At 36.9% G+C, this 19830-nt stretch carries 21 protein-coding genes and 1 other annotated feature; of the genes, 7 read left to right on the top strand and 14 right to left on the bottom strand.

What is annotated here, in order from left to right; translation table 11 throughout:
* Positions 1 to 129: 129 nt before the first annotated feature.
* A complete protein-coding gene (locus tag MHI02_RS06180; RefSeq protein WP_257456423.1) occupies positions 130 to 1458 on the bottom strand; it encodes a CoA-disulfide reductase in 1329 nt (442 codons plus the stop codon).
* A 181-nt stretch (positions 1459 to 1639) separates the two neighbouring features.
* Between MHI02_RS06180 and MHI02_RS06175 the strand changes: the two genes are divergently transcribed.
* The 3 genes from MHI02_RS06175 to MHI02_RS06165 all read left to right on the top strand — a co-directional run bounded on the left by MHI02_RS06175 (position 1640) and on the right by MHI02_RS06165 (position 4430).
* Positions 1640 to 2137, top strand: coding sequence for a hypothetical protein (locus MHI02_RS06175; RefSeq protein ID WP_047183993.1), 498 nt, complete (start codon positions 1640 to 1642; stop codon positions 2135 to 2137).
* 153 nt (positions 2138 to 2290) lie between these two features.
* Positions 2291 to 2617 carry an ArsR/SmtB family transcription factor gene (locus MHI02_RS06170; RefSeq protein ID WP_047183992.1) on the top strand — a complete coding sequence of 109 codons (327 nt, stop codon included), beginning with the start codon at positions 2291 to 2293 and terminating at the stop codon, positions 2615 to 2617.
* Between the two features lie 58 nt (positions 2618 to 2675).
* A complete protein-coding gene (locus MHI02_RS06165) occupies positions 2676 to 4430 on the top strand; it encodes a SulP family inorganic anion transporter (protein ID WP_257456427.1) in 1755 nt (584 codons plus the stop codon).
* Positions 4431 to 4457: 27 nt separating this feature from the next.
* Here MHI02_RS06165 and MHI02_RS06160 read toward each other — a convergent pair whose 3' ends face one another.
* A complete protein-coding gene (locus MHI02_RS06160; RefSeq protein WP_047183990.1) occupies positions 4458 to 4922 on the bottom strand; it encodes an acyl-CoA thioesterase in 465 nt (154 codons plus the stop codon).
* A gap of 30 nt (positions 4923 to 4952) precedes the next feature.
* Entirely contained in the window at positions 4953 to 6671 is a 1719-nt protein-coding gene (locus MHI02_RS06155) for a class I adenylate-forming enzyme family protein (protein WP_047183989.1), read from the bottom strand.
* Between the two features lie 346 nt (positions 6672 to 7017).
* Here MHI02_RS06155 and MHI02_RS06150 point away from each other — a divergent pair, with 346 nt between their 5' ends.
* Positions 7018 to 7323, top strand: coding sequence for a hypothetical protein (locus MHI02_RS06150; protein ID WP_047183988.1), 306 nt, complete (start codon positions 7018 to 7020; stop codon positions 7321 to 7323).
* 185 nt (positions 7324 to 7508) lie between these two features.
* Here MHI02_RS06150 and MHI02_RS06145 read toward each other — a convergent pair whose 3' ends face one another.
* Positions 7509 to 8879, bottom strand: a complete 1371-nt coding sequence (locus MHI02_RS06145; RefSeq protein ID WP_060669200.1) for a hypothetical protein — start codon at positions 8877 to 8879, stop codon at positions 7509 to 7511.
* A gap of 187 nt (positions 8880 to 9066) precedes the next feature.
* Here MHI02_RS06145 and MHI02_RS06140 point away from each other — a divergent pair, with 187 nt between their 5' ends.
* Together MHI02_RS06140 and MHI02_RS06135 are read left to right on the top strand one after the other, a co-directional pair.
* The gene (locus tag MHI02_RS06140; protein WP_052771620.1) at positions 9067 to 9468 is read left to right on the top strand and encodes a LysM peptidoglycan-binding domain-containing protein; all 402 of its coding nucleotides are present in this window, start codon (positions 9067 to 9069) and stop codon (positions 9466 to 9468) included.
* 32 nt (positions 9469 to 9500) lie between these two features.
* A complete protein-coding gene (locus MHI02_RS06135; protein WP_047183986.1) occupies positions 9501 to 10484 on the top strand; it encodes a diaminopimelate dehydrogenase in 984 nt (327 codons plus the stop codon).
* Positions 10485 to 10643: 159 nt separating this feature from the next.
* On the opposite strand, the gene MHI02_RS06130 is transcribed toward MHI02_RS06135, so the two are convergent.
* The 10 genes from MHI02_RS06130 to MHI02_RS06085 form a co-directional block, all read right to left on the bottom strand.
* Positions 10644 to 10895, bottom strand: coding sequence for a hypothetical protein (locus MHI02_RS06130; RefSeq protein WP_047183985.1), 252 nt, complete (start codon positions 10893 to 10895; stop codon positions 10644 to 10646).
* 645 nt (positions 10896 to 11540) lie between these two features.
* Positions 11541 to 11945, bottom strand: coding sequence for a thiol-disulfide oxidoreductase DCC family protein (locus MHI02_RS06125; protein ID WP_047183983.1), 405 nt, complete (start codon positions 11943 to 11945; stop codon positions 11541 to 11543).
* 194 nt (positions 11946 to 12139) lie between these two features.
* Positions 12140 to 12385: a hypothetical protein gene (locus MHI02_RS06120; protein WP_047183982.1), complete on the bottom strand. Its 246-nt coding sequence runs from the start codon at positions 12383 to 12385 to the stop codon at positions 12140 to 12142.
* 393 nt (positions 12386 to 12778) lie between these two features.
* Positions 12779 to 13201: a hypothetical protein gene (locus tag MHI02_RS06115; RefSeq protein ID WP_052771619.1), complete on the bottom strand. Its 423-nt coding sequence runs from the start codon at positions 13199 to 13201 to the stop codon at positions 12779 to 12781.
* A gap of 203 nt (positions 13202 to 13404) precedes the next feature.
* Entirely contained in the window at positions 13405 to 13806 is a 402-nt protein-coding gene (locus MHI02_RS06110; protein ID WP_047183981.1) for a hypothetical protein, read from the bottom strand.
* Between the two features lie 85 nt (positions 13807 to 13891).
* Entirely contained in the window at positions 13892 to 14143 is a 252-nt protein-coding gene (locus MHI02_RS06105; protein WP_257456436.1) for a DUF2164 domain-containing protein, read from the bottom strand.
* 202 nt (positions 14144 to 14345) lie between these two features.
* Positions 14346 to 15260, bottom strand: a complete 915-nt coding sequence (locus MHI02_RS06100; protein WP_257456438.1) for an EamA family transporter — start codon at positions 15258 to 15260, stop codon at positions 14346 to 14348.
* A 664-nt stretch (positions 15261 to 15924) separates the two neighbouring features.
* Positions 15925 to 16536 carry a hypothetical protein gene (locus MHI02_RS06095; RefSeq protein ID WP_257456440.1) on the bottom strand — a complete coding sequence of 204 codons (612 nt, stop codon included), beginning with the start codon at positions 16534 to 16536 and terminating at the stop codon, positions 15925 to 15927.
* On the bottom strand, positions 16493 to 16900 hold the full coding sequence (locus MHI02_RS06090) for an alkaline phosphatase family protein (protein ID WP_341165761.1): 408 nt from the start codon (positions 16898 to 16900) through the stop codon (positions 16493 to 16495). Before MHI02_RS06090 ends, MHI02_RS06095 begins: the two co-directional genes overlap by 44 nt.
* A gap of 172 nt (positions 16901 to 17072) precedes the next feature.
* Positions 17073 to 17825, bottom strand: coding sequence for a LysM peptidoglycan-binding domain-containing protein (locus MHI02_RS06085; protein ID WP_052771618.1), 753 nt, complete (start codon positions 17823 to 17825; stop codon positions 17073 to 17075).
* Between the two features lie 230 nt (positions 17826 to 18055).
* Positions 18056 to 18303 (top strand) — a binding site (T-box leader).
* Between the two features lie 56 nt (positions 18304 to 18359).
* On the opposite strand from MHI02_RS06085, the gene brnQ reads away from it, so the two are divergent.
* Positions 18360 to 19682 carry a branched-chain amino acid transport system II carrier protein gene (gene brnQ / locus MHI02_RS06080; protein ID WP_047184278.1) on the top strand — a complete coding sequence of 441 codons (1323 nt, stop codon included), beginning with the start codon at positions 18360 to 18362 and terminating at the stop codon, positions 19680 to 19682.
* Positions 19683 to 19830 lie beyond the last annotated feature (148 nt).

Raw genomic sequence — 19830 nt, 5'->3', positions numbered from 1 at the left:
GCTTCCGTGTACTGATATCCTAGTGGTGATTCCTGATTTCTTGCCCTCGAATACTGATATCCTAGTGGTGATTCTTGATAAAAATTTCATCAAAGCAAGCGGGACATGGAACCCACTGACCCACTGTCTCTACACCTTTCTCGCCATTTGTTGCGTTGGATCCCACACTCCATTGTACGGTGGAGCATAGGCAAGGTCTAAATCTAGCAGTTGGTGAATGGTCATTTTATTATACAGTGCAGTAGCTAACACATCGATTCGTTTATCCACACCTTTTTTACCGATTATTTGGCCACCAAGCAATTCGTTAGTCTTTGTATGGTAGAGAAGTTTAATATACAATGTTTCCCCACCTGGGTAATACCCTGCATATGAATTTGCTTTCGTCGTCTGTATGGAATACGGCAGATTTAATTGTTTTGCCTCTCTTTCCGATAAACCTGTTCTTCCTAACGTTAAATCAAAAAATTTCACAATCGATGTTCCTACAATCCCTTTAAACGATAACGGATTTCCTGCCATATTTGCTCCAGCGATTCTTCCTTGTTTATTAGCAGTTGTCCCTAATGGAATGTGATCATCTAGTTGTTTTACTAAATGATACTGCGTCGCACAGTCTCCTGCTGAATAAATATTTTTAATCGATGTTTTCATATATGCATTCACATGAATGGCCCCTTGTTCATTCATATGGATACCTGTATCTTTTAAGATGCTTGTGTTTGGCTGAACCCCAATAGCCAATAAAACAAAGTCAGTTTCATGTGATCGCTTGTCCGTTTTTACCGCTTCTACTCGGTCCTTACCTAAAAAGGCTTCAACGGATTCCCCTAATATCAGTTCAATATCGTTTTTCTTTGCTTCCTCATGAATAAGCTCCGCCATATCCTTATCAAAAATCTTCGCCACTTGTTGGCCACGTTGAATAAGGGTTACATTTTTGCCGAGTGTTTTAAAACTCTCAGCCATTTCTAAACCGACATATCCTCCACCAACAATCGTCACACGTTTTACATTGTCAGTTAAATCGTTCATCATTCCTTCCGTATCACGTAATGTTTTCAATGTATGAATCCCTTTTAATTGAACTCCTTCCCAATCCGGAACAATTGGGTCAGAACCTGAAGCGATTAGTAAGCGATCATATGGAACTTCAATAGTCTCTTTCGTTTCTGTATCGATACCTTTCACCTTTTGGTCTTGCACATCTATGTTAGTTACCTCTGTATTTACTCTTGCATCCATATGATATTTTTCTCTGAATGTCTTAACACTTCGGGCAACTACATCATCTAATGAAGGAACTACTCCATTTACTACATAAGGTAACCCGCACTGCCCGTATGAATAATCGGTACCTCGTTCTAAAACCGTAATTTCCGCTGATTCATCCGTACGAACAATCTCCATTGCTGCACTCATCCCCGCAGCAACACCACCTATAATGACGTAATGCAATCTAATTACCCCCTTTTCTATACAATACCCCTGTTAGATAGAAAATAACCATTGTATGCTTAGTTTTAATTAGTACTCAGACAATATTTCTACTATTAAAAAACTTGGCATTTTAGGTTAGGCAAGTGCCTTAGTTGCACTTATTCAAATCTTTACACGAAAAAAAGGAGTTCTTTTGACCATGTCTTCCAAACTACGATATATCCTTTTTAATATGTTACTTATAGTAATTCCTTGGTTATCTGTCATTTTTATTGGGAAACGAAGCTTTAAACGCTATTCCATTTCCGGACTAATCATCGTGATTTTCGAAACCATTAATCATATAATAGGTAATAAAAAGAAGTGGTGGATTTTTTACAATAAGAAAGGAAGCTTTTTAACCAATGAGCTTCCGTTTAGTATTGGTCCATATATGCCAGCTTCCATGTGGATTCTGAAATATACGTATAGCAATTTCAAGAAGTTTGTAATTGTTAATATAATATCTCATGGATTATTTGCATTCATTTTTATGGGTATTCTAAAGAAAATAAGGATTGTCAAACTTCATAGGTTAAACAAATTACAATTTTTCTGTTATCTCCATTATAAAGCTTATTTATTATATGGACTTCAGTACTTAAAGGAAAATTTTAAAAATCCCTTATACGAAACAAAAGGTAAATTAAAAGTATGATTTGTCATCTTATAAACACTTGAAAAGCCATCCAATTTTCTTGGATGGCTTTTCCTGTTCATGCCGCCCCTTGTCATTACGATAAAGATGGGGTATAGTTAGATATACATATTCAAATATTTGAATATGTTTAGTTGAAAGGGTGTTTTTCCATTGTGGTCTGATTTACAGGAGTTTAAAGCAGATTTTTTTAAAGCACTAGCTCATCCATTAAGAATTCGTATTTTAGAATTATTGGCAGAGGGTGATAAGAGTGTGAATGAAATACAGAGTGTTTTAAACAGTGAGGGTTCTAATGTTTCTCAACAACTAAGTGTATTACGGGCAAAAAATATTGTTGTTGGAACGAAGGACGGAAAAAGAGTTATCTATTCTCTCCGCGACCCTTCCATTATTAAATTACTTGAGGTGGCAAAGGAAATATTCGATAACCACCTAATTAATACGATATCTATGTATAAGGAATTAGATAAAAAGTAAAGATTTAGACAGCAATTTAAATAGATTAATAATAACTTAAAGGGGTATAGATAAAGAAATGAAGGGGCTTTTGTTTGAACGTTTAAACGGTTACTCATGGAATCACTTTCAAAAGGATCTTCTTTCGGGAACGATTGTCGGCGTCATCGCGATCCCTTTGGCCATGGCTTTTGCTATCGCGTCCGGTGTAAAACCAGAGTACGGTATTTATACTTCTTGTATCGCAGGGATTATTATCTCGATTCTTGGTGGTTCCAAATTTCAAATTGGGGGTCCTACCGGCGCTTTTGTTCCCATACTACTCGGCATTGTCATCACTTATGGATATGAAGATTTATTACTTGCTGGTTTATTAGCCGGGGTTATGTTGTGTATTATGGGCTTTTTCAAAATCGGGTCATTAATAAAATATATCCCACGTCCGGTAACGATTGGATTTACTTCAGGGATTGCTGTCATTATATTTTCTGGACAAATTGGCAACTTTCTAGGATTATCCGATTTAGAGAAGCATGAAAAATTCATCGATAACATGAAGGAAATTCTTCTTCATCTAAATTCTATTAATCTATATAGTATTATCACAGCTATCGTGTGTTTAGTTGTTATTTTAATTACACCAAAGTTATTCCCAAAAATACCTGGATCGATTATTGGTCTCATTATCTCTACCATCATTGCGATGCTATTCTTCAAAGAAAACATTGCCACAATCGGTTCAACTTATGGTAATATTCCGAGTCAATTGCCAACATTTCATTTTCCAGAAATAACATTGGAACGAATCATGTATTTATTAGTCCCTGCCTTTACCATCGCTGCATTGGGCGGTATTGAATCTTTATTATCAGCAGTGGTTGCAGATGGAATGACTAATAGTAAACATAATAGTAACCGAGAATTAGTTGGCCAAGGGGTTGCGAATATCGTCACGCCTTTATTTGGTGGTATTCCTGCTACAGGAGCTATTGCGAGAACAGCAACCAATATTAAATCTGGGGCGGCTACCCACATGTCAGGTGTTATCCATGGCGTTATTGTCTTAATGACTGTCCTTATCTTTGCACCTTATGCCTCCCAAATTCCATTAGCAAGTATAGCGCCAGTCTTAATGATTGTGGCATGGAATATGGCAGAAAGAAAACAGTTTGCACATTTATTACAGTTAAAAACTGGGGACTCTCTCGTTCTATTAGTTACATTTCTTTTGACCGTATTTACTAGTATTACAACGGCGGTATTAGTAGGTCTTATTCTGGCACTTGTATTATTTGCAAAGCGAATGAGTAACATTTCCATAGTTTCCAGAGTACTACCCGACCATAGCAATCAACATGAAACTGTTGCATCTCATGTAGTCCATGATACTCATGATTGTCCACAAATTAGCATCTATACCATTGAAGGGCCTCTTTTCTTTGGTGCGGCGCAACTTTTTGAACAACGAGTCATGGAGTCTATCCATTACAAACCAAAAGTGTTGATATTACGGATGGGCAATGTTCCATTTATGGATACAACAGGAGAAGCCAACTTTAGAAATATCGTTCAATACTTTAGGAAAAATGGTGGAACTATTCTTATTTCCGGTCTTCAACCAGAAATAAAAGAGCAAATGAGACTATCTGGTTTATACAAGGAAGTAGGGGAAGAACATATATTTGAACGGACTGGTGAAGCAATTAACGTTGCTTTAACGAAAATTAATTTTCAGAAATGTCTTGGGTGTAAGCATTTTGCTTTTCATGAATGTGAGCAACTGTCGAACTCAGGTACTTTAGATAAAAGAGAATTAAATATGGCGCAAAAGTAGGTGGAATTGGGGAGGTGCAATGCCCCCCTACCCCATAACTTTTTCAAGAACTTCATAAATTTCTGGTGCGACTTTATTCATTCGCACTGGTTTCCATTCCTGGTTTACCCACATATGTTTCGTCGTTCCTTTTGCAAGTAGCTCACCAAAGGGTTCCATTGTTTCCCCTTTTTCTTGTGCAAATTCTTCCTCACTTATTTTTCTTACTTCATAATAAAACTCAATACGTACTGGGGAATATTTGGTAACTTTTGAAAAAACCGCTACGCAATCATCGTAGTGAGCGGATTTCTTATATTGAATGTTTACATCTAATACAGGAAGAAGAACTCCGTATTCCTCCATTTTACTATAAGCAAATCCGTAGTGGCGAATCCATTCTGTGCGGCTTACCTCAAACCACGTTACATAATTTCCGTGATGTACGACACCCATCTGATCTGTATCTTTATATTGGACACGCATATTTTCTTGATGCCATCTATCTGTCATTTTTGTCTCTCCTTACTTAATTTTCTATTATTAAGATAGTTTAGCTTTAACAATATCTTTTAGACGAAATTTTTGAACTTTACCTGTACTTGTCATTGGCCATTCAGATGCTTCGACAAACCATACATGACGTGGTATTTTAAACTTTGCTAGCCGAGAAGAACACCATTCTATTATATCTCTTCTTGTACAAGTTTCGCCTAGTTTAAGCTCAATAAAAGCTGCTCCTATTTCTGTTGTTATGGAATCCGGTACTCCAATGACGTTGACTTGACTAACTGCCGGATGCTCAGAAATAACGACCTCCACTTCACGCGGGGATACTAATTCTCCAGAAACCTTGTACATTTCCTTACTTCTTCCAAGAAGCTGGATATAGCCATTTTCATCGATTCTACCTACATCTCCAGTACGTAACCATCCGTCTTTATCGATCGCTTCCGCTGTTTCTTTAGGTTTCTTATAATAGCCATGCGTTACTGTGTTTCCTCTAACTACAAGTTCACCGACAGAACCAGCTGGTAAGGTTTTTCTTGTGTCCGGATCAATCGTTTTATATTGAACATTACTTCCGTTAAATTCCGTTACACTACTGGAACCACCTAATTTTGGACGTCCTACTCTTGTGGAAATACGCTCTAATGGATCGCCAATTTCCGTTGTTACTCCTGATGAAGAAACCTCTGTTTGTCCATAACCTGTAATCATTTCTGTTAGTCCCAATACATTCATTGCTTTTTGCCAAACGGGAATAGGAGCAGGTGCCGCACCGCACCACATGGCAAAAAGATTCGATAAATCAAATTCCGAAACACGTGGATGATTTAACAATGGTACCAAAGTAGATGGAACACATAAATAGTCATTTGCTTTATATTTTTCCATTAATTGTAAAGACTGAAGTGGTGATGCCCCGAGAGCCGAAATAAACGAACCCCCAACAAAGGACATCGCTAAAATCGCTTCAATAATCGCAAAGCAATGATAAAACGGCAATGGTGCAAATGTGACACGACCATCTTCAATTGCCCTACTCATACATGTGGCATAACTAGCACGAAGAAGCATATCTTCCGTTAGCATAACACCTTTTGGACTCCCTGTTGAACCAGATGTATACATAATTATAGCTACCTCATCAGGGTAACGAGACTCATCCCATCTTTGTTGGAACTCCTCATCGGTAATGGAATCCGACCCTTTTAGAAAATCATTCCAAAGAAGAAAACGTCTATCCATTGCATCTTTCTCATCAGTCGGGATACCTATCACTTTTTCAATCTGGCTATTCTCCTGAAATTCTGGAGTATCCAGCAATTCTGCTACTACTTCTGCATGACGTTGATTTTTTACCGTTTGCTGTACTAACAAATACTGTGTATCCGATTGAGAAACAATATACCCTAGCTCATCTTTCGTAAGCATCGCATTAATTGGAATAAACACTGCCCCAACCATGGAGGACGCAATCATTAAAGATGGATACGTAGCATCATTATTCATTAAAATCGCGATATGATCTCTTCGTTTTACCCCAAGTTTCATGAAAGCTTTCGCATATTGAACTGCCAAGTCCCATACTTCTCCGTATGTTAATTCTTTTCCATCTATGTACATATACGGTCTATCTTTATATTCTGAGCATGCTTTTTCAAAATGTCTTGCAATCGTATCCCTTGGCCAGATTGGATAGCGATCTTCCAATGCCTTTCTTCTTTCCGCTATACTTAATATCGTTTTTGTGGACAATCGAACTCCTCCTTCTATTTTTTTAAAAATTGCGAAGTGTCGTGTTCAGCGGATTTTTTTGAACCGCCTCCATTACCATCATACAATGAATTGAAGTAATTGAACGCTTATTTTGCTTTTATTGTTCTAGTGCTATCCTCCAGAAGACTTCCACCAGTGGGCGGTTTCCTTCATCCCCACTGATAGTTAGTCGTACTTATCGGAGCTTTACGGGCAGTTAATATCTAACCTACCCTCTTTGTTCCCTAGAAACTTGAGGCGAGAGTCTTACTGCCTGTTTAGGTAGGATAAAAAGGTAATAAATGTTTACAATAGGAATATCAAACAAGAATAAGGAGTGGGATCTATGTCATTTCCTGAAATACACACAAACTTTTGGGATGCAGTTATTGCAGTGCCTCTAATTGTAATCATTACACAGTTTTTTAAGCTATTTCCAATTCCTCATAAATATTTTCCTACTATCGCATCAGCTTTAGGTTTTCTAATCTCCATATTCATTAGTCACCGTCACGATTTAATAGCTGGGATTTTTATGGGAGGCTTTTATGGAGCAGCAGCAATCGGAATGTACTCCTCATTAAAAACCGCTTGGATCACTTTTCGAAAAAAATATATGAAAAACAAACTACAATCAATCAGTAAGGGATAAAGAGATAAATGAAAAAACGAGAAAGCTACTTGTAGCAGTCTCGTTTTTTTGAAAGCAGAAAGGTATAAAGTTAAAATTATTTACAGTACAAAAGGCGGAAAGAATATCCAGCATCTTTACTAATGATTACTTTAATCCAGTTCCTCTTTGTATTTTTGAAATAATTACGCTAAAGTAAGCTTTAACTATTTTTCCACTTTCTCTAACTCATTCAAAAATGCAGGTTTTCGGTCATAAGTTTGCTTCAGTTCTTTTACTAGCTCCTTAAATTTCGTTTCTCCACATGCTTCCTTGAATACGGTAAGTTTTCGGCAAACGTTACGATATGTTTTTCTTTCCGAAGCGTGATCTGCCTCAAATCTTATATATTTTGTAAATATATCTTCTACCTTTTCGGGATAATCATTTATTAAATATGGATAGAGCTCTACAATGGTAATTGGTGATTGCTCGCAGTATATAAGTACTTTATCACTTCTGTTTTCTGTTTTAGCTATATACACATAAACATGCGGCAAGTAACCAGACTTATTTTCAAATACATCAAAAATTTTATCTAAAACATCGTTCCATTCCTCTTCAGAATATAAATCTTTTAGTTTCGCATATGCTTCATATTCATTATCATAAACAAAATCAAGCAATACCTCTTTTTGTTTTTCCATGTCCTCTATCGCTTCATAAATTTGTAACCGATATTGTTTCCACTTCTTTAGAAGACCTGGATAGTCACAATCATTCTCTTCCCCGTCTTCACATATTTTTAAGGCCGTGTCATAACTGCCATTAGCCATTTCTTTTTCAATCGCTAGTTCTCTAAACTCGTCAAAATCTAAGTTATCATTAATAAGTTGCTCCGCTTTATCTAGTTCCCCATTTCGTTCTAGAATTTTCAGCTGCAATTGTTTAATAGACTGCTGATCATAATCTGAAGACCTTGAGGAAATAGTCGAAATATCAGCCAGAAGTTTTTCCAGTGTTTCTTCCAACTTAAGTCTTGCATGGATACGAGCGGAATAAATCGTGCAAACATCTAATAATTCATAGCGTATATCATTCCAGCCATCATATCGTTTTTGCATAGATTCCTTCAAAATTAGTTGGAACATTTTATCTTGTATTCGGAGGTCAGTTGATACTAGAATCATAGACGAGGCATCCTTCAGAAGTGTAATGCTTTCATTCACAATATACCCTACTTCTCCGCCTGAATCATCGGTGTACTGAAGCATATCTATCACAATGGAAAGTACGGAAATTCCTAATCGAATTGCAGTATCTTCCTCCCCGTTCACCAATTTTTCTCGGCCTTTGTCAAGGACCATCTCTGCTCCTTGCAACGCAGCATGGACATTTCTCCAGGAAATAAACCCTTGCCTCTTATTCTCGTTTATATATTTTCTGATTAGTTGTTTACTAGCTTTCACTTCATCATTAGGGGTCAAAAGCTTAAACTCTGCCTTTCTCCCCACATCTTCGTCCCCTTCAACAAGATATAGGACTAATTCTACTAATTCATCTTTCGAAAGCTTCGATACTTTTTTCTGTAAATCCAAAATCTCGGACTCCTCTCCAAAAGCAAAAACCATTTATTTTAGTGTAACATATTCTGAATTATCTTTCTGTAATGAATCTTTCAAGGGAATATGTTAATTTTATACTCTTCAAAAAATTCACCTGTTTATTCTTATATGAATATTGTATTACGGAAGTTTAGTCAAATTACTAAAGGGAGCGAAAAAATTGGAAAGATTATACACCCACTCTATCCAACCAGGAGATGATTACTGGATCTTAGCCCAAAGATACAACACAACTGTTAACCATATCCTTGCGCTAAATCCATTTGTTAATCCCAATCATCTTTATATTGGTCAGCAAATTTCCATACCTATTTCTGAAAATATTACGAGGCAACCTGAACATTGCATCAGTCAGGCCGAGGTAGATTATAGAAATGACATGCGTAGTCTATGGGAAGAACATGTAGCCTGGACAAGAATGGCGATTATTAGCTTAACATTCAACTTACCTGACATTGAATTTGTCCTTAAGCGACTTTTACTAAATGCAACAGACATGGGTAAGCTGCAAAATCAGTATTCACATTTGATTTATCATGGAAAATTATTTAAAGTAATATAAGTAGATAAGTAATAACTAAAGGAGGACTAAGAATGGCTGACAAAATTAGACTAGGAATCGTTGGTTACGGAAATCTAGGAAAAGGTGCAGTAAAAGCGATTAAAGAAACTCCTGATATGGAATTAGTAGCAGTTTTTACAAGAAGAGAACCTGAATCTCTAACACTAAATGAACCTAGTGTTAAAGCTGTACATATATCAGATGCAATTAATTTTAAAGATGAAATAGATGTTATGCTCCTTTGCGGAGGATCTGCAACAGACTTACCTGAACAAACTCCACACTTTGCAAGCATGTTCAATACAGTAGACAGTTTTGATACACATGCTAAAATCCCCGAATTTTATCAATCCGTGGATGAAGCAGCTAGCAAAAACAATACAACTGCAATTATCTCAGTAGGTTGGGACCCAGGTTTATTTTCCATTAACCGCGTGATGGCTGATGCAATTATCCCAAATGGTGAAAATTATACATTCTGGGGTAAAGGGTTAAGCCAAGGACACTCTGACGCAGTAAGAAGAGTAAATGGAGTAAAAAATGGCGTACAATACACGATTCCATCTGAAAAGGCAATCGAAAAAGTACGTAGTGGCGAAAATCCAAAACTAGAAACGGCTGAAAAACACCGTCGTGTTTGCTATATTGTAGCAGAAGAGGGTGCAGACACAGCAGCTATTGAAAATGAAATTAAAACAATGCCAAACTATTTTGCTGATTACGAAACAGAAGTCAATTTTATAACAGATGAAGAATTACAACGTGATCACTCAAAAGCTCCTCATGGTGGATTTGTCATTCGCGGTGGTAACACAGGAGACAACAAACAAATTTATGAATTCTCCCTTAAACTGGACAGTAACCCAGAATTCACCGCTAGTGTATTAGTAGCGTATGCAAGAGCAGCACACCGCCTAAGTCAAGAAAAACAATACGGAGCAAAAACCGTTTATGATGTAGCACCAGCATACATCTCCCCACGCTCTCAGGAAGATTTGAGAAGAGATTATCTATAGGATTAAAATCCCCTACTTTTATCGAGTAGGGGGTTTACTTTATTTTAAGTGAGGGAGATTATACGGAATTTGCTCATGAATACTGATCTTTTTCTTAAGTTTGCTTAAAAAACAATGCTACTAATGGTAAATAACACTAGCCTTTGATTTTTCTCTTAATTAATAATAATATGGATAACCATAGCCTCCATAATACGGATATGGATAACCATAGCCATATGCATAAGGGCTGATTAAGGCACTACCTAATAGGCCACCTAAAACTCCTCCAACAAAGGGGCCTCCGAAGCCATAACCGAATGGTCTGCCGAAGCCATAACCAAATGGTCTACCGAAACCATGGCCAAATGGCCTACCAATTATTCTCTCGTCAACTTCTTGTATTTGTGGAACTTGCTCTTCATTATACATTTGATTTCCTCCTTATATTTCCAGTAAAATCGCAAAACAAAGAATATAATCAAATACCTATACCTAACGATATTAAGCTATTCGTAATAAATAAATTTGACTAGACGTTAGCCCAATTTTATATAATTCTATCCTAAACAACGAATTCATTTTTAAAATAAATAAAGCATGCTCCATTATGGGATAAATAATTAAAATAAACGAGGGATCTTCTTGTATAAGAAGGTTTTCCCTCGTTTATTCTTTAAGCTTAATACCGTAGCAACATTCTTTAACCTTTTCAAACGACGAACCATCGTCCTCATCCTTTTCCTGTTTAATGGGGAAATTGTAACAAACGAATCATCTGTTCGTCAAATCTTACCTTACAAGAGGAATATACTAAGGTTTTTCAACCTGCACCCTCTTCAAGTGCATTTTTTCACAATCTTTTTTAAAATCTAACATAGATAGCCAATTTTTTATTTATAGTGTTTTCTACAATCTGGCCCTTAAATAACGGATTAGTGGAGGCGTTTAACGTATTATGGGGTGCAATCCCGGGATTTAAGCAATCACGACCTGAATATCAGTATTCATTTATTGTTAACCTATGGTGCATAAAAACCCACCTTACAAAACCTCCCTTTGTCATGCCACAAATATTTATACTTTCTCGTCTGCCAAAAAACGTTTTCTCTCTTCTGGTGAAGGTAACATACAACTTTCCTTCTTTCCAAACCATCTATATCTATTTTTAGCGACTATTTCATAAAAGCAATCTCTTAAGGCACTTGGAACAACTAGTAAGAGGTATAATAGTTTCCATGCTCCCTTCAAGTGTTTGCATACTCGGAGGGCTGCAGAAGATTTAAAATAACAATGATCATCTTCTATTAAAACAAAACTATCTATGTCTAGTGGGGCGTTGTATTTTTTCAATAATTCTATTCCAATTTCACTTTGTAACGAAGCAAACTGGAAGTGTCCTTTTGGATCTCTTTTGATGATGAATTGAACACTATAATCACAAAAATTACATTCGCCATCAAACAAAATAATTCTTTTCATAATACCCCACCTTTTTTCTATATTCCCGCGCCAAAATAAGCCCCTCCATTGTTGTTAATTATATGGGCTTCTTCTATAATGTAGAAATGAAATCCAAGCTATATACATCAGCAAAATAATTTTGCCTTACTCTTTTTTATTCAAGAACCCTCTTTTTTTAATATAGACAAAGTTCCACAATGTTGCAAACGGATTCATTTTATTCGTCTAAGTTTTCTTACAGGCTTCCACCTATGTAATACGAAATTCTTATTCACTGTATGGTACACGGTTGTACCGTCTTTAGCATTAGAAAGCTCTTTGTTTGCGTCTTCAAAATTAATTGGACGAATCGGTACTACTTCATCAATGATTGCTTTATCATCTTCAAAGTGGTAGTCCAGAATTGAAACTAAAAGAAATTGATCTGGGAATATTTCCCGCGCCTCTTGCCATTTCATTTTAGCACCCTCCCCTTACACCATTATAGTCGAATCTTTCGAAAATAGCACCATTAATTTAAGAATCCGTTTACAATTGGGTCGATGAAAAGGTTCATTTATGGAATAGAAATGTTCCTCGTTTCTTTACATTTATTCTACGCTCTCAAGTGTCAGTTCTCTACAGACTTTAGACGATAAAAATGAAGAACGTGTTATAAGTTGTTCCAAATAAGGCCGATGAACGTGAATGCTTATCCTAAAAATTAAAAAAAGACACATACCTCATGATATTAAGAATATGGTGAGTACTGATTTATCGCGTGCGGATACCGATATCCAGTGCAACTAGTAAATGACTCTGGTGTGGAACCAGGGTCATTTACACTAAGTCACTCTTAAAATCCTACAATACTACCAACGTAGTGCAATGAGCAGATTACAACATTGCCCAGCTATTTCAGAGTTATTCAGTATAATCCTTATGCCTGTTGGGGTAAAAGACGTTTTAACATCAATGGTAATTCCTGTGGATTCAATCATTTTATTAACTTTCTCCGATTTCGATTGTTGTGCTGCACTCATAAGTTCCTTTGCAAATACTGGATCTTCTGCTAATTTAGCAAGTAATAAATTAGCCTGTTTCATTAGATCCTGGAACTTGTGAACGGATTTATCTAACTGCTCGGTATTAACAGGCGGGTATTGATTTTGCTGTCTTACCGTACTTTGTATTAGATTATTTCGATACATGGGGGCGTAATTCACAGGAACCGTACCTATACTCTGCGGCAGATAATATGGATAAACCATGTATGGGTGACCGTAATAATACACAGGGGACCCTCCTTCCATTAATCATACCGTACATCTTATGCGTAACAGCTTGGTAGAGGTGTGTCTCAGTCAAAGAAGAACATGTGCGGTGTTTTCAACCCTCTAGCTAGAAATCAGCAAAAATACTATGATGTTACTCCTTTTGTTTCATATAATTACTAATGTATGTATTTTCTCTTTTTAAAAGATAATGAGATTACAAATCATTTGTTTTCGTTTAAAGGTAATATAGGCTCTTCATCGCTATATCTTGAGTACGTCCAACCTCCATTCTCAACATCTGAACAAGCTTCATTCTTACATGTAAATATATAGCTTTGCTGATCCGTTTGAACATAAATCTCATAGTGAAAAACAGAAGATGGATCATCCACGTTGAAGCGACTTACTCCTTGTTTAATTGCATAAACAGGCTCCTTTGAGGCAATTTCTTCATATTGCTCACTTTCAAGCACCATTTTTGTCATTTCTGCCAGGAATTCTAGATCGTCCGAATCCGGGGTATAGGTGCTTTTAAGATAACTTGTAATCCCTAAATAAATATTTAATATTAAGCTAATGCAAAACAAGATAATGATGACAAATAACTTAGGTTTCCTTATCATCTTTTCCTCCTTTTTGTTAGTCCGATAAGCTTTTTTTCAATTATATGGTCTGAAACTGACAGTCGATTGAAATTAAACCCGTCGTCTACCTATTGCGAGAAATTGGTCTTTCTAAGGATTCCATATCTTCCTCCAAATTCACCATCTTCTGATTCACCATTTCTTTTGCATCCTTTACGCCTTGGTTATAAAAATAAGGACCAATTTCTTTCAAAATAAAATCCAACATGTTTTCCGCTGCTAAATCTCCAATTTCCTCGGATCGTTCGTAATAAAAGTATTCTTTCAATTCTTCTTTTATTTGATCTTTGATTTCTTTCGGAAGCCTAGTATACATGGGTTCTCTCCTTTTTCAACTTTTTTATATTCCTAAACAGATAATGTTTTTGTTCATTCCATTCATATAAAGAAGACTTCCATCAGCGGAGGTTTTCCTTCATCCCCAACTGACAGTTAGTCGCACTTATCGGACCATTACGAGCAGTTGGCCTCTCACCTACCTCCTTCATTTTGCCAGAAACTTGAGGGCGGATAAACCGCTAACCATTTTTCTTACTCTTATTGTCATTCATTCCAAGTTTCTTTTGGCTACCAGAATTCTTGGGCGACCTGATTAAAATTCCAATTCCTAGCATTAAAATGAAAATCCCTAACCAAGAAGTACTGTTTAAGTGTTCTCCTAATAAGAAAACTCCTAATAGTGCTGCTGTTAAAGGTTCTGCTAATGCAAGTGTGACTGCAGTTGATGAAGAAACATGTGTCAGACCTTTGGCAAAAAGGAAATATGCAATCCCAGTTGCTATAATTCCAAGTTGAAGACTTACACCCAAACCTTGAAGGCTCGTTATCCAAGACATATCAAACATAAATAAAAACGGGGATAGCCAGATTGCACTCAGCGTGAAAACAACCGCTACTACGGATAATGAGGAGTAATTTTTAACCATATTTCTACTTATAAGGGTGTAACAAGCGAAAGATAATCCTGCCCCAAGAGCCATAATTATTCCTGTAGGTTCTACATTTACTGATTCTTTATTGCTAAAGAGCATGAGGCAACCTAAAATGGAAAGGAACGTAGAATACCACCAAATTTTAGATGGACTCACCTTTAAATAAAGCCATTCTATGAGACCAGATAAAATAGGCGCACTCCCAATGGCTACCACCGTCCCAATGGCCACACCCGTCATCGAAACCGCCGAGAAAAATAACGGTTGATACAACGCCATACTTAAAGAAGCTAATATCGTTGTCTTGATTGGCCAATTTTTCAAGTCGAGTTTTCCGATTGCTAAAACCACTAATAATAAAAATAACCCTCCAACAAATAAGCGTGTAGCCCCAATAGCAATTGGGTGTGCTGTCTCCGGGGCAAGGGCCTGAGTTGTACCCGTTGTTCCCCAAAGCATTGCTGCAAATAATATTAAAAATGGAGAAAGCTTTCCCTTCACTTTTCTCACCTCTATTTACGTTAAAAATCTTTCTATCATTTTCACATGAACCAGTTTAGTGAACTCCTTATTACTATACTTCGACATTAAAAGCATCAACCCTTTTTGTGATATATAGGTCCACTATCCTATATAAATTAATTTGTGCCAATCCCTCAAAAAACAGCACAAACCATTTATAGTTGTGCTGTACAAATCCTACTCTTTCATTAATCCCTCTGAAGAAGAGATAAAATATATTCTTTTAGATCTACTATACGGGAATATTCTGGTTTATCCGAAGTTCCTGCAATGATTAAGGGAACATTAGATTCCTGTCTATGCAGGGAACCATGAGCTGCACCGCTTATATGATTAGGGGTGCTTTGTGCTTTAAATTCATATCCTGGTTTTGCATTAGCAATAATGTACCGACCTTCATGAGAATTTAACGAGCCGTAAATTCTTGCTAAGGCATCTGGATAATCCCCGTAAGATAGAAATTGATTGTTCGTCAGCCGTAAATCGAGGATATCTCCCCCTCTACACTCCAGAACTGGTTATACACATCTGTAAAGGCTCCATTACGGCGGAAAGTTAATATCCCGTCCTTTACTCCTGATACAACATGGATGTCCCGACCATTCTTCCATGCGATTACATCAATTCTATCGTCTTTTCTAAGCTACTCAATCAACTCATTATACGAAAGTTTTTGATCAAGAAGATAAATGAGAGTCATACGTTGATTGACACATAGGGCGATCTGGTCTTTTTTGGTCACTTTTTGCTGGATACGAGCAATTTGGAATTTCTTAAATGTTTTACGTAAATCAATCACATATTTTCGATGGTTGGTTCCTGTTGCACTATGTCCATTATCACCAATGACCATCCAGATATTTTTGCTAATAGCTTCATCCCAACTTGTATACATATTAAATATTTTCTGAATTTCCCGGTCGATTTTTAATATAAGCTTCAGATCCATTGGTCCCTTAAAATGAATCCTCAAATCCATATCCTGAAAAATACAGAAAGTAAAACCTGGAAGCTTTTTTCTACGAATCAAATAACGCAGCTCCTTGGCGACGTACTTGTAATTACCTGCAGCTATTTCCGTTGGTAAACCTCTTGGCCTTATTTTTGAAAAAGCCCCCAAGGAAAAGATGGACGGGACATTTGCCACCCACTCACCATTTTCAAACTGAGTGAAGGAACTTAAGAACTTAGGTGTCTTTAACCGTTGTGCTTTATTTCCGCGGTATACACAGATCTTCATAAATAGTGGTGACATCATTACTCAAATGCTCGTGGTTCAGACGATATAGCATATTATGAATCGAACGTCGCATCCCAATACGAAATGTCTCCCTAAAACCTGTCCCGTAGTTAATGAATTCTTTATTTCTTGTGTCAAACCAATGTAAACCAGGAATCCGATGCTGATCTGCATATGTGCCAGTCAATAGCGAACTATCAATGGTTACTGACATAGCGGGAAAGGACGTGACCATATCAGAAAAGTAAGTACCGTTCTCCATTAAATACTGCAAAGCAGGCGCACGACCTGTTTGGGCTGCAACCTCCAGAGCCTGTGGCATAAGGGAATCTATATTAAGTAAAATAACAGGTTTTTCAAATGATTTGGTCTGTTTCATTTTAATCCTCGCTCTTTATCTGAAGTTTTAACATCTGCTTCTTTTTCTTCTACATTAAGTTGGCACAAATTTACACTTTTATACATTGGGCCACGGGAACAGGTCCATCGTCCCGAGACCACCTAAAAAGCAATTTGGGCTAATGTACCTGTCCCCTCATTCCACTTGAAAACTATTTAACGCGCAGTTTTTGTCCTACTTGCAATGAGTTTATATTCTTAATATCGTTCATACTTACTAATTTTTCGATTGTTGTGTTATAGGTGTTAGCAATTTTGGTTAAATTATCTCCAGATTTAACCGTGTAATATACTGGATTACTGGCATTGGGAATTTTTAATACTTGACCGATTCGAATAAAGTTTTCATTAGATATATTGTTTGCTGCTTTAATGATATTTACTGTTGTATTATATTTTTTGGCAATCTCAGAAAGTGTATCTCCAGCTTTTACGATATAGTTAGTACTTGTTACCGGAGCCGGTTGTGGAGTAAAGTCACGAAGATATGCTGTTGGTTCAAGGGTGCTATTAACTAGATCAGAGCTCCACCCGTATAATGGGGATGCTTTCTCTCGTACCTCATAATGCAAATGCGAACCCGTCACATCCCCCGTATTTCCTTGGTATCCAATAAGCTCATCTTTTTTAATCGTATCCCCGATCTTGACTGCGACACGATCAAGGTGAGCATATAATTGCGCTCTTCCATTATCATCTTTCAAAACAACAACATTTCCATAATTATTTAATCCAGTACCAGCTTTCCCCATTCCCGCATATAAAACTGTACCACCAGTAAATGCGTAAATAGGAGCTTTATGCGCCTTAACTAGATCAATACCTGGATGAAAGTCAGACTTACCTCCTAACCGTCTCCAACCATAGGGACTCGTAATGGTATACCCTTCAAATAGATTGGCCATAAAAATGGTTTCCCTCCTTTTTACTATAAGATGCATCTTTATCAAATTCGTAAATTTAATAAACCTAATAATCTCAAAAACAAACCAATATCATAGGTTACGGGAGACAAGGGGACAGGTCCATCATCCCAAAGTGAAACCCTCTAATTTTTATGCACAAAAATAAATATTCCGAAAAAGTCATTGACACTATCCTAGAATTTTGTTATAAATAATTTATAATTATTCGAATAAAATCCGTGACGAGAAAGAGTAAGATAGGAAACCTGTTCCCTAGAGAGTCGACAGTTGGTGAAAGTCGATGTACAGATCGTATCTGAAAATCATCTCTGAGATGCAAAGCCGAACATAAGTAAGCTTTGACGGAATTCCGCCGTTAATTGGAGCGCGTATGATAGTACGTAGCTAAAGTGTCGTATGTTTATTTTTCATACATACGGAATTTGGGTGGTATCGCGAGTATAAACTCGTCCCTTTCTATGGGACGAGTTTTTTTATTTGTAATAATTAAATTCAATTTAAAGAGGTTACAAAATGAGTAAAAAACATGTTGTATTCATTGGATTTATGTTATTTTCTTTATTCTTCGGAGCTGGTAATTTAATCTTCCCACCCATTGTTGGACTAGAATCGGGAAGTCAATTTACTCCAGCCATCATCGGATTCCTTATTACAGGTGTTCTACTTCCATTTTTCGCAGTCCTTGCAGTTGCACTCACAGATGGTGGAATTGTTGCAATGGGTAGCCGTGTCCATAAAGTATTTGGAATTATTTTCGCAATTCTAGTGTATTTATCCATTGGTGCTCTATTTGGTATTCCACGTGCAGCAAACGTTGCGTATGAACTCGGATTCCAACAAGTTCTTCATGCAAATGGTCAAGTCGCGTTACTTGTATTTTCTATCGTATTTTTTGGCATTACGTATTACATTACGTTAAACCCAAGTAAAATCGTGGATCGGGTTGGTCAAATCTTAACCCCTATCCTACTAATTACACTAGCAATTCTTTTTGTTCGGGCTTTTATGATTCTAAACAATCCGCCGCTTCAGGCAACGGAAAAATATACTGCTTCGCCATTTACAGCTGGATTTTTAGAAGGGTATTTCACGATGGATGCAATCGCAGCATTAGCATTTGGGATTGTCGTCATCAATGCATTGAAGGGGAAAGGTGCAACTACGAATAAACAATTAATCAAGGGAACAATTAGCGCAGGAGTTGTTGCTGCAGCAGGCTTAGCCATTGTGTATGTATCACTTGGATGGATCGGTGTGGTTATTCCCAAAACAGAAACCTTCGAAAATGGAGCACAAATATTAACGCTAGCGTCTCATTTACTATTCGCGTCAACGGGAAGCTTATTATTCGGGGTCATAGTCATTCTTGCCTGTCTGACTACTTGCGTTGGTTTGATCAGTGCATGTGCAAGTTTCTTCCATGAAATTTATCCGAAATTAGGGTACAAATCATACGCTACCGTGTTTACCCTATTAGGTTTTTCTGTTGCTACTTTCGGTTTAGATGCTATCTTAAGCTTTGCTGTGCCATTATTAGTATTTATCTATCCAATAGCTATTGTATTAATCATCCTTTCGATTGCACAACGTTTCTTACCAGAGAGCAAAACAATGTTTAGACTTTCTGTATTGCTTACGACGATTTACTCCGTCTACGAAATTCTTTCATCTCTTGGACTTAAAATGGAGATGTTTACTAAATTAATAGGCTTTGTACCATTCTTTGAAAATGGACTAGGTTGGTTTGTACCAGCCGTTGTTGCGGCTATTGTTGGATTTGTTGTTGACAGGGCTAGTGGACCTACATCTGAAGCCACTTTAACACATGAGCATTAATAGTAAAATAGAGAAGGGCAAGTGCTTACTTGTCCTTCTCTTTTAATCAGAAAAGTTCACTGTCCCAAAACTTTATTGGGACGATGAACCTATCCTTATATCTTCATTCCATTCCACCGTCAATATCAATGCAACTTCCATTCTTAAA

Origin of the sequence: Oceanobacillus sp. FSL K6-0118 (assembly GCF_038006665.1) — a bacterium.
Classification (GTDB): domain Bacteria; phylum Bacillota; class Bacilli; order Bacillales; family Amphibacillaceae; genus Oceanobacillus; species Oceanobacillus caeni.
This window is presented reverse-complemented; position numbering and strand designations above follow the sequence as displayed.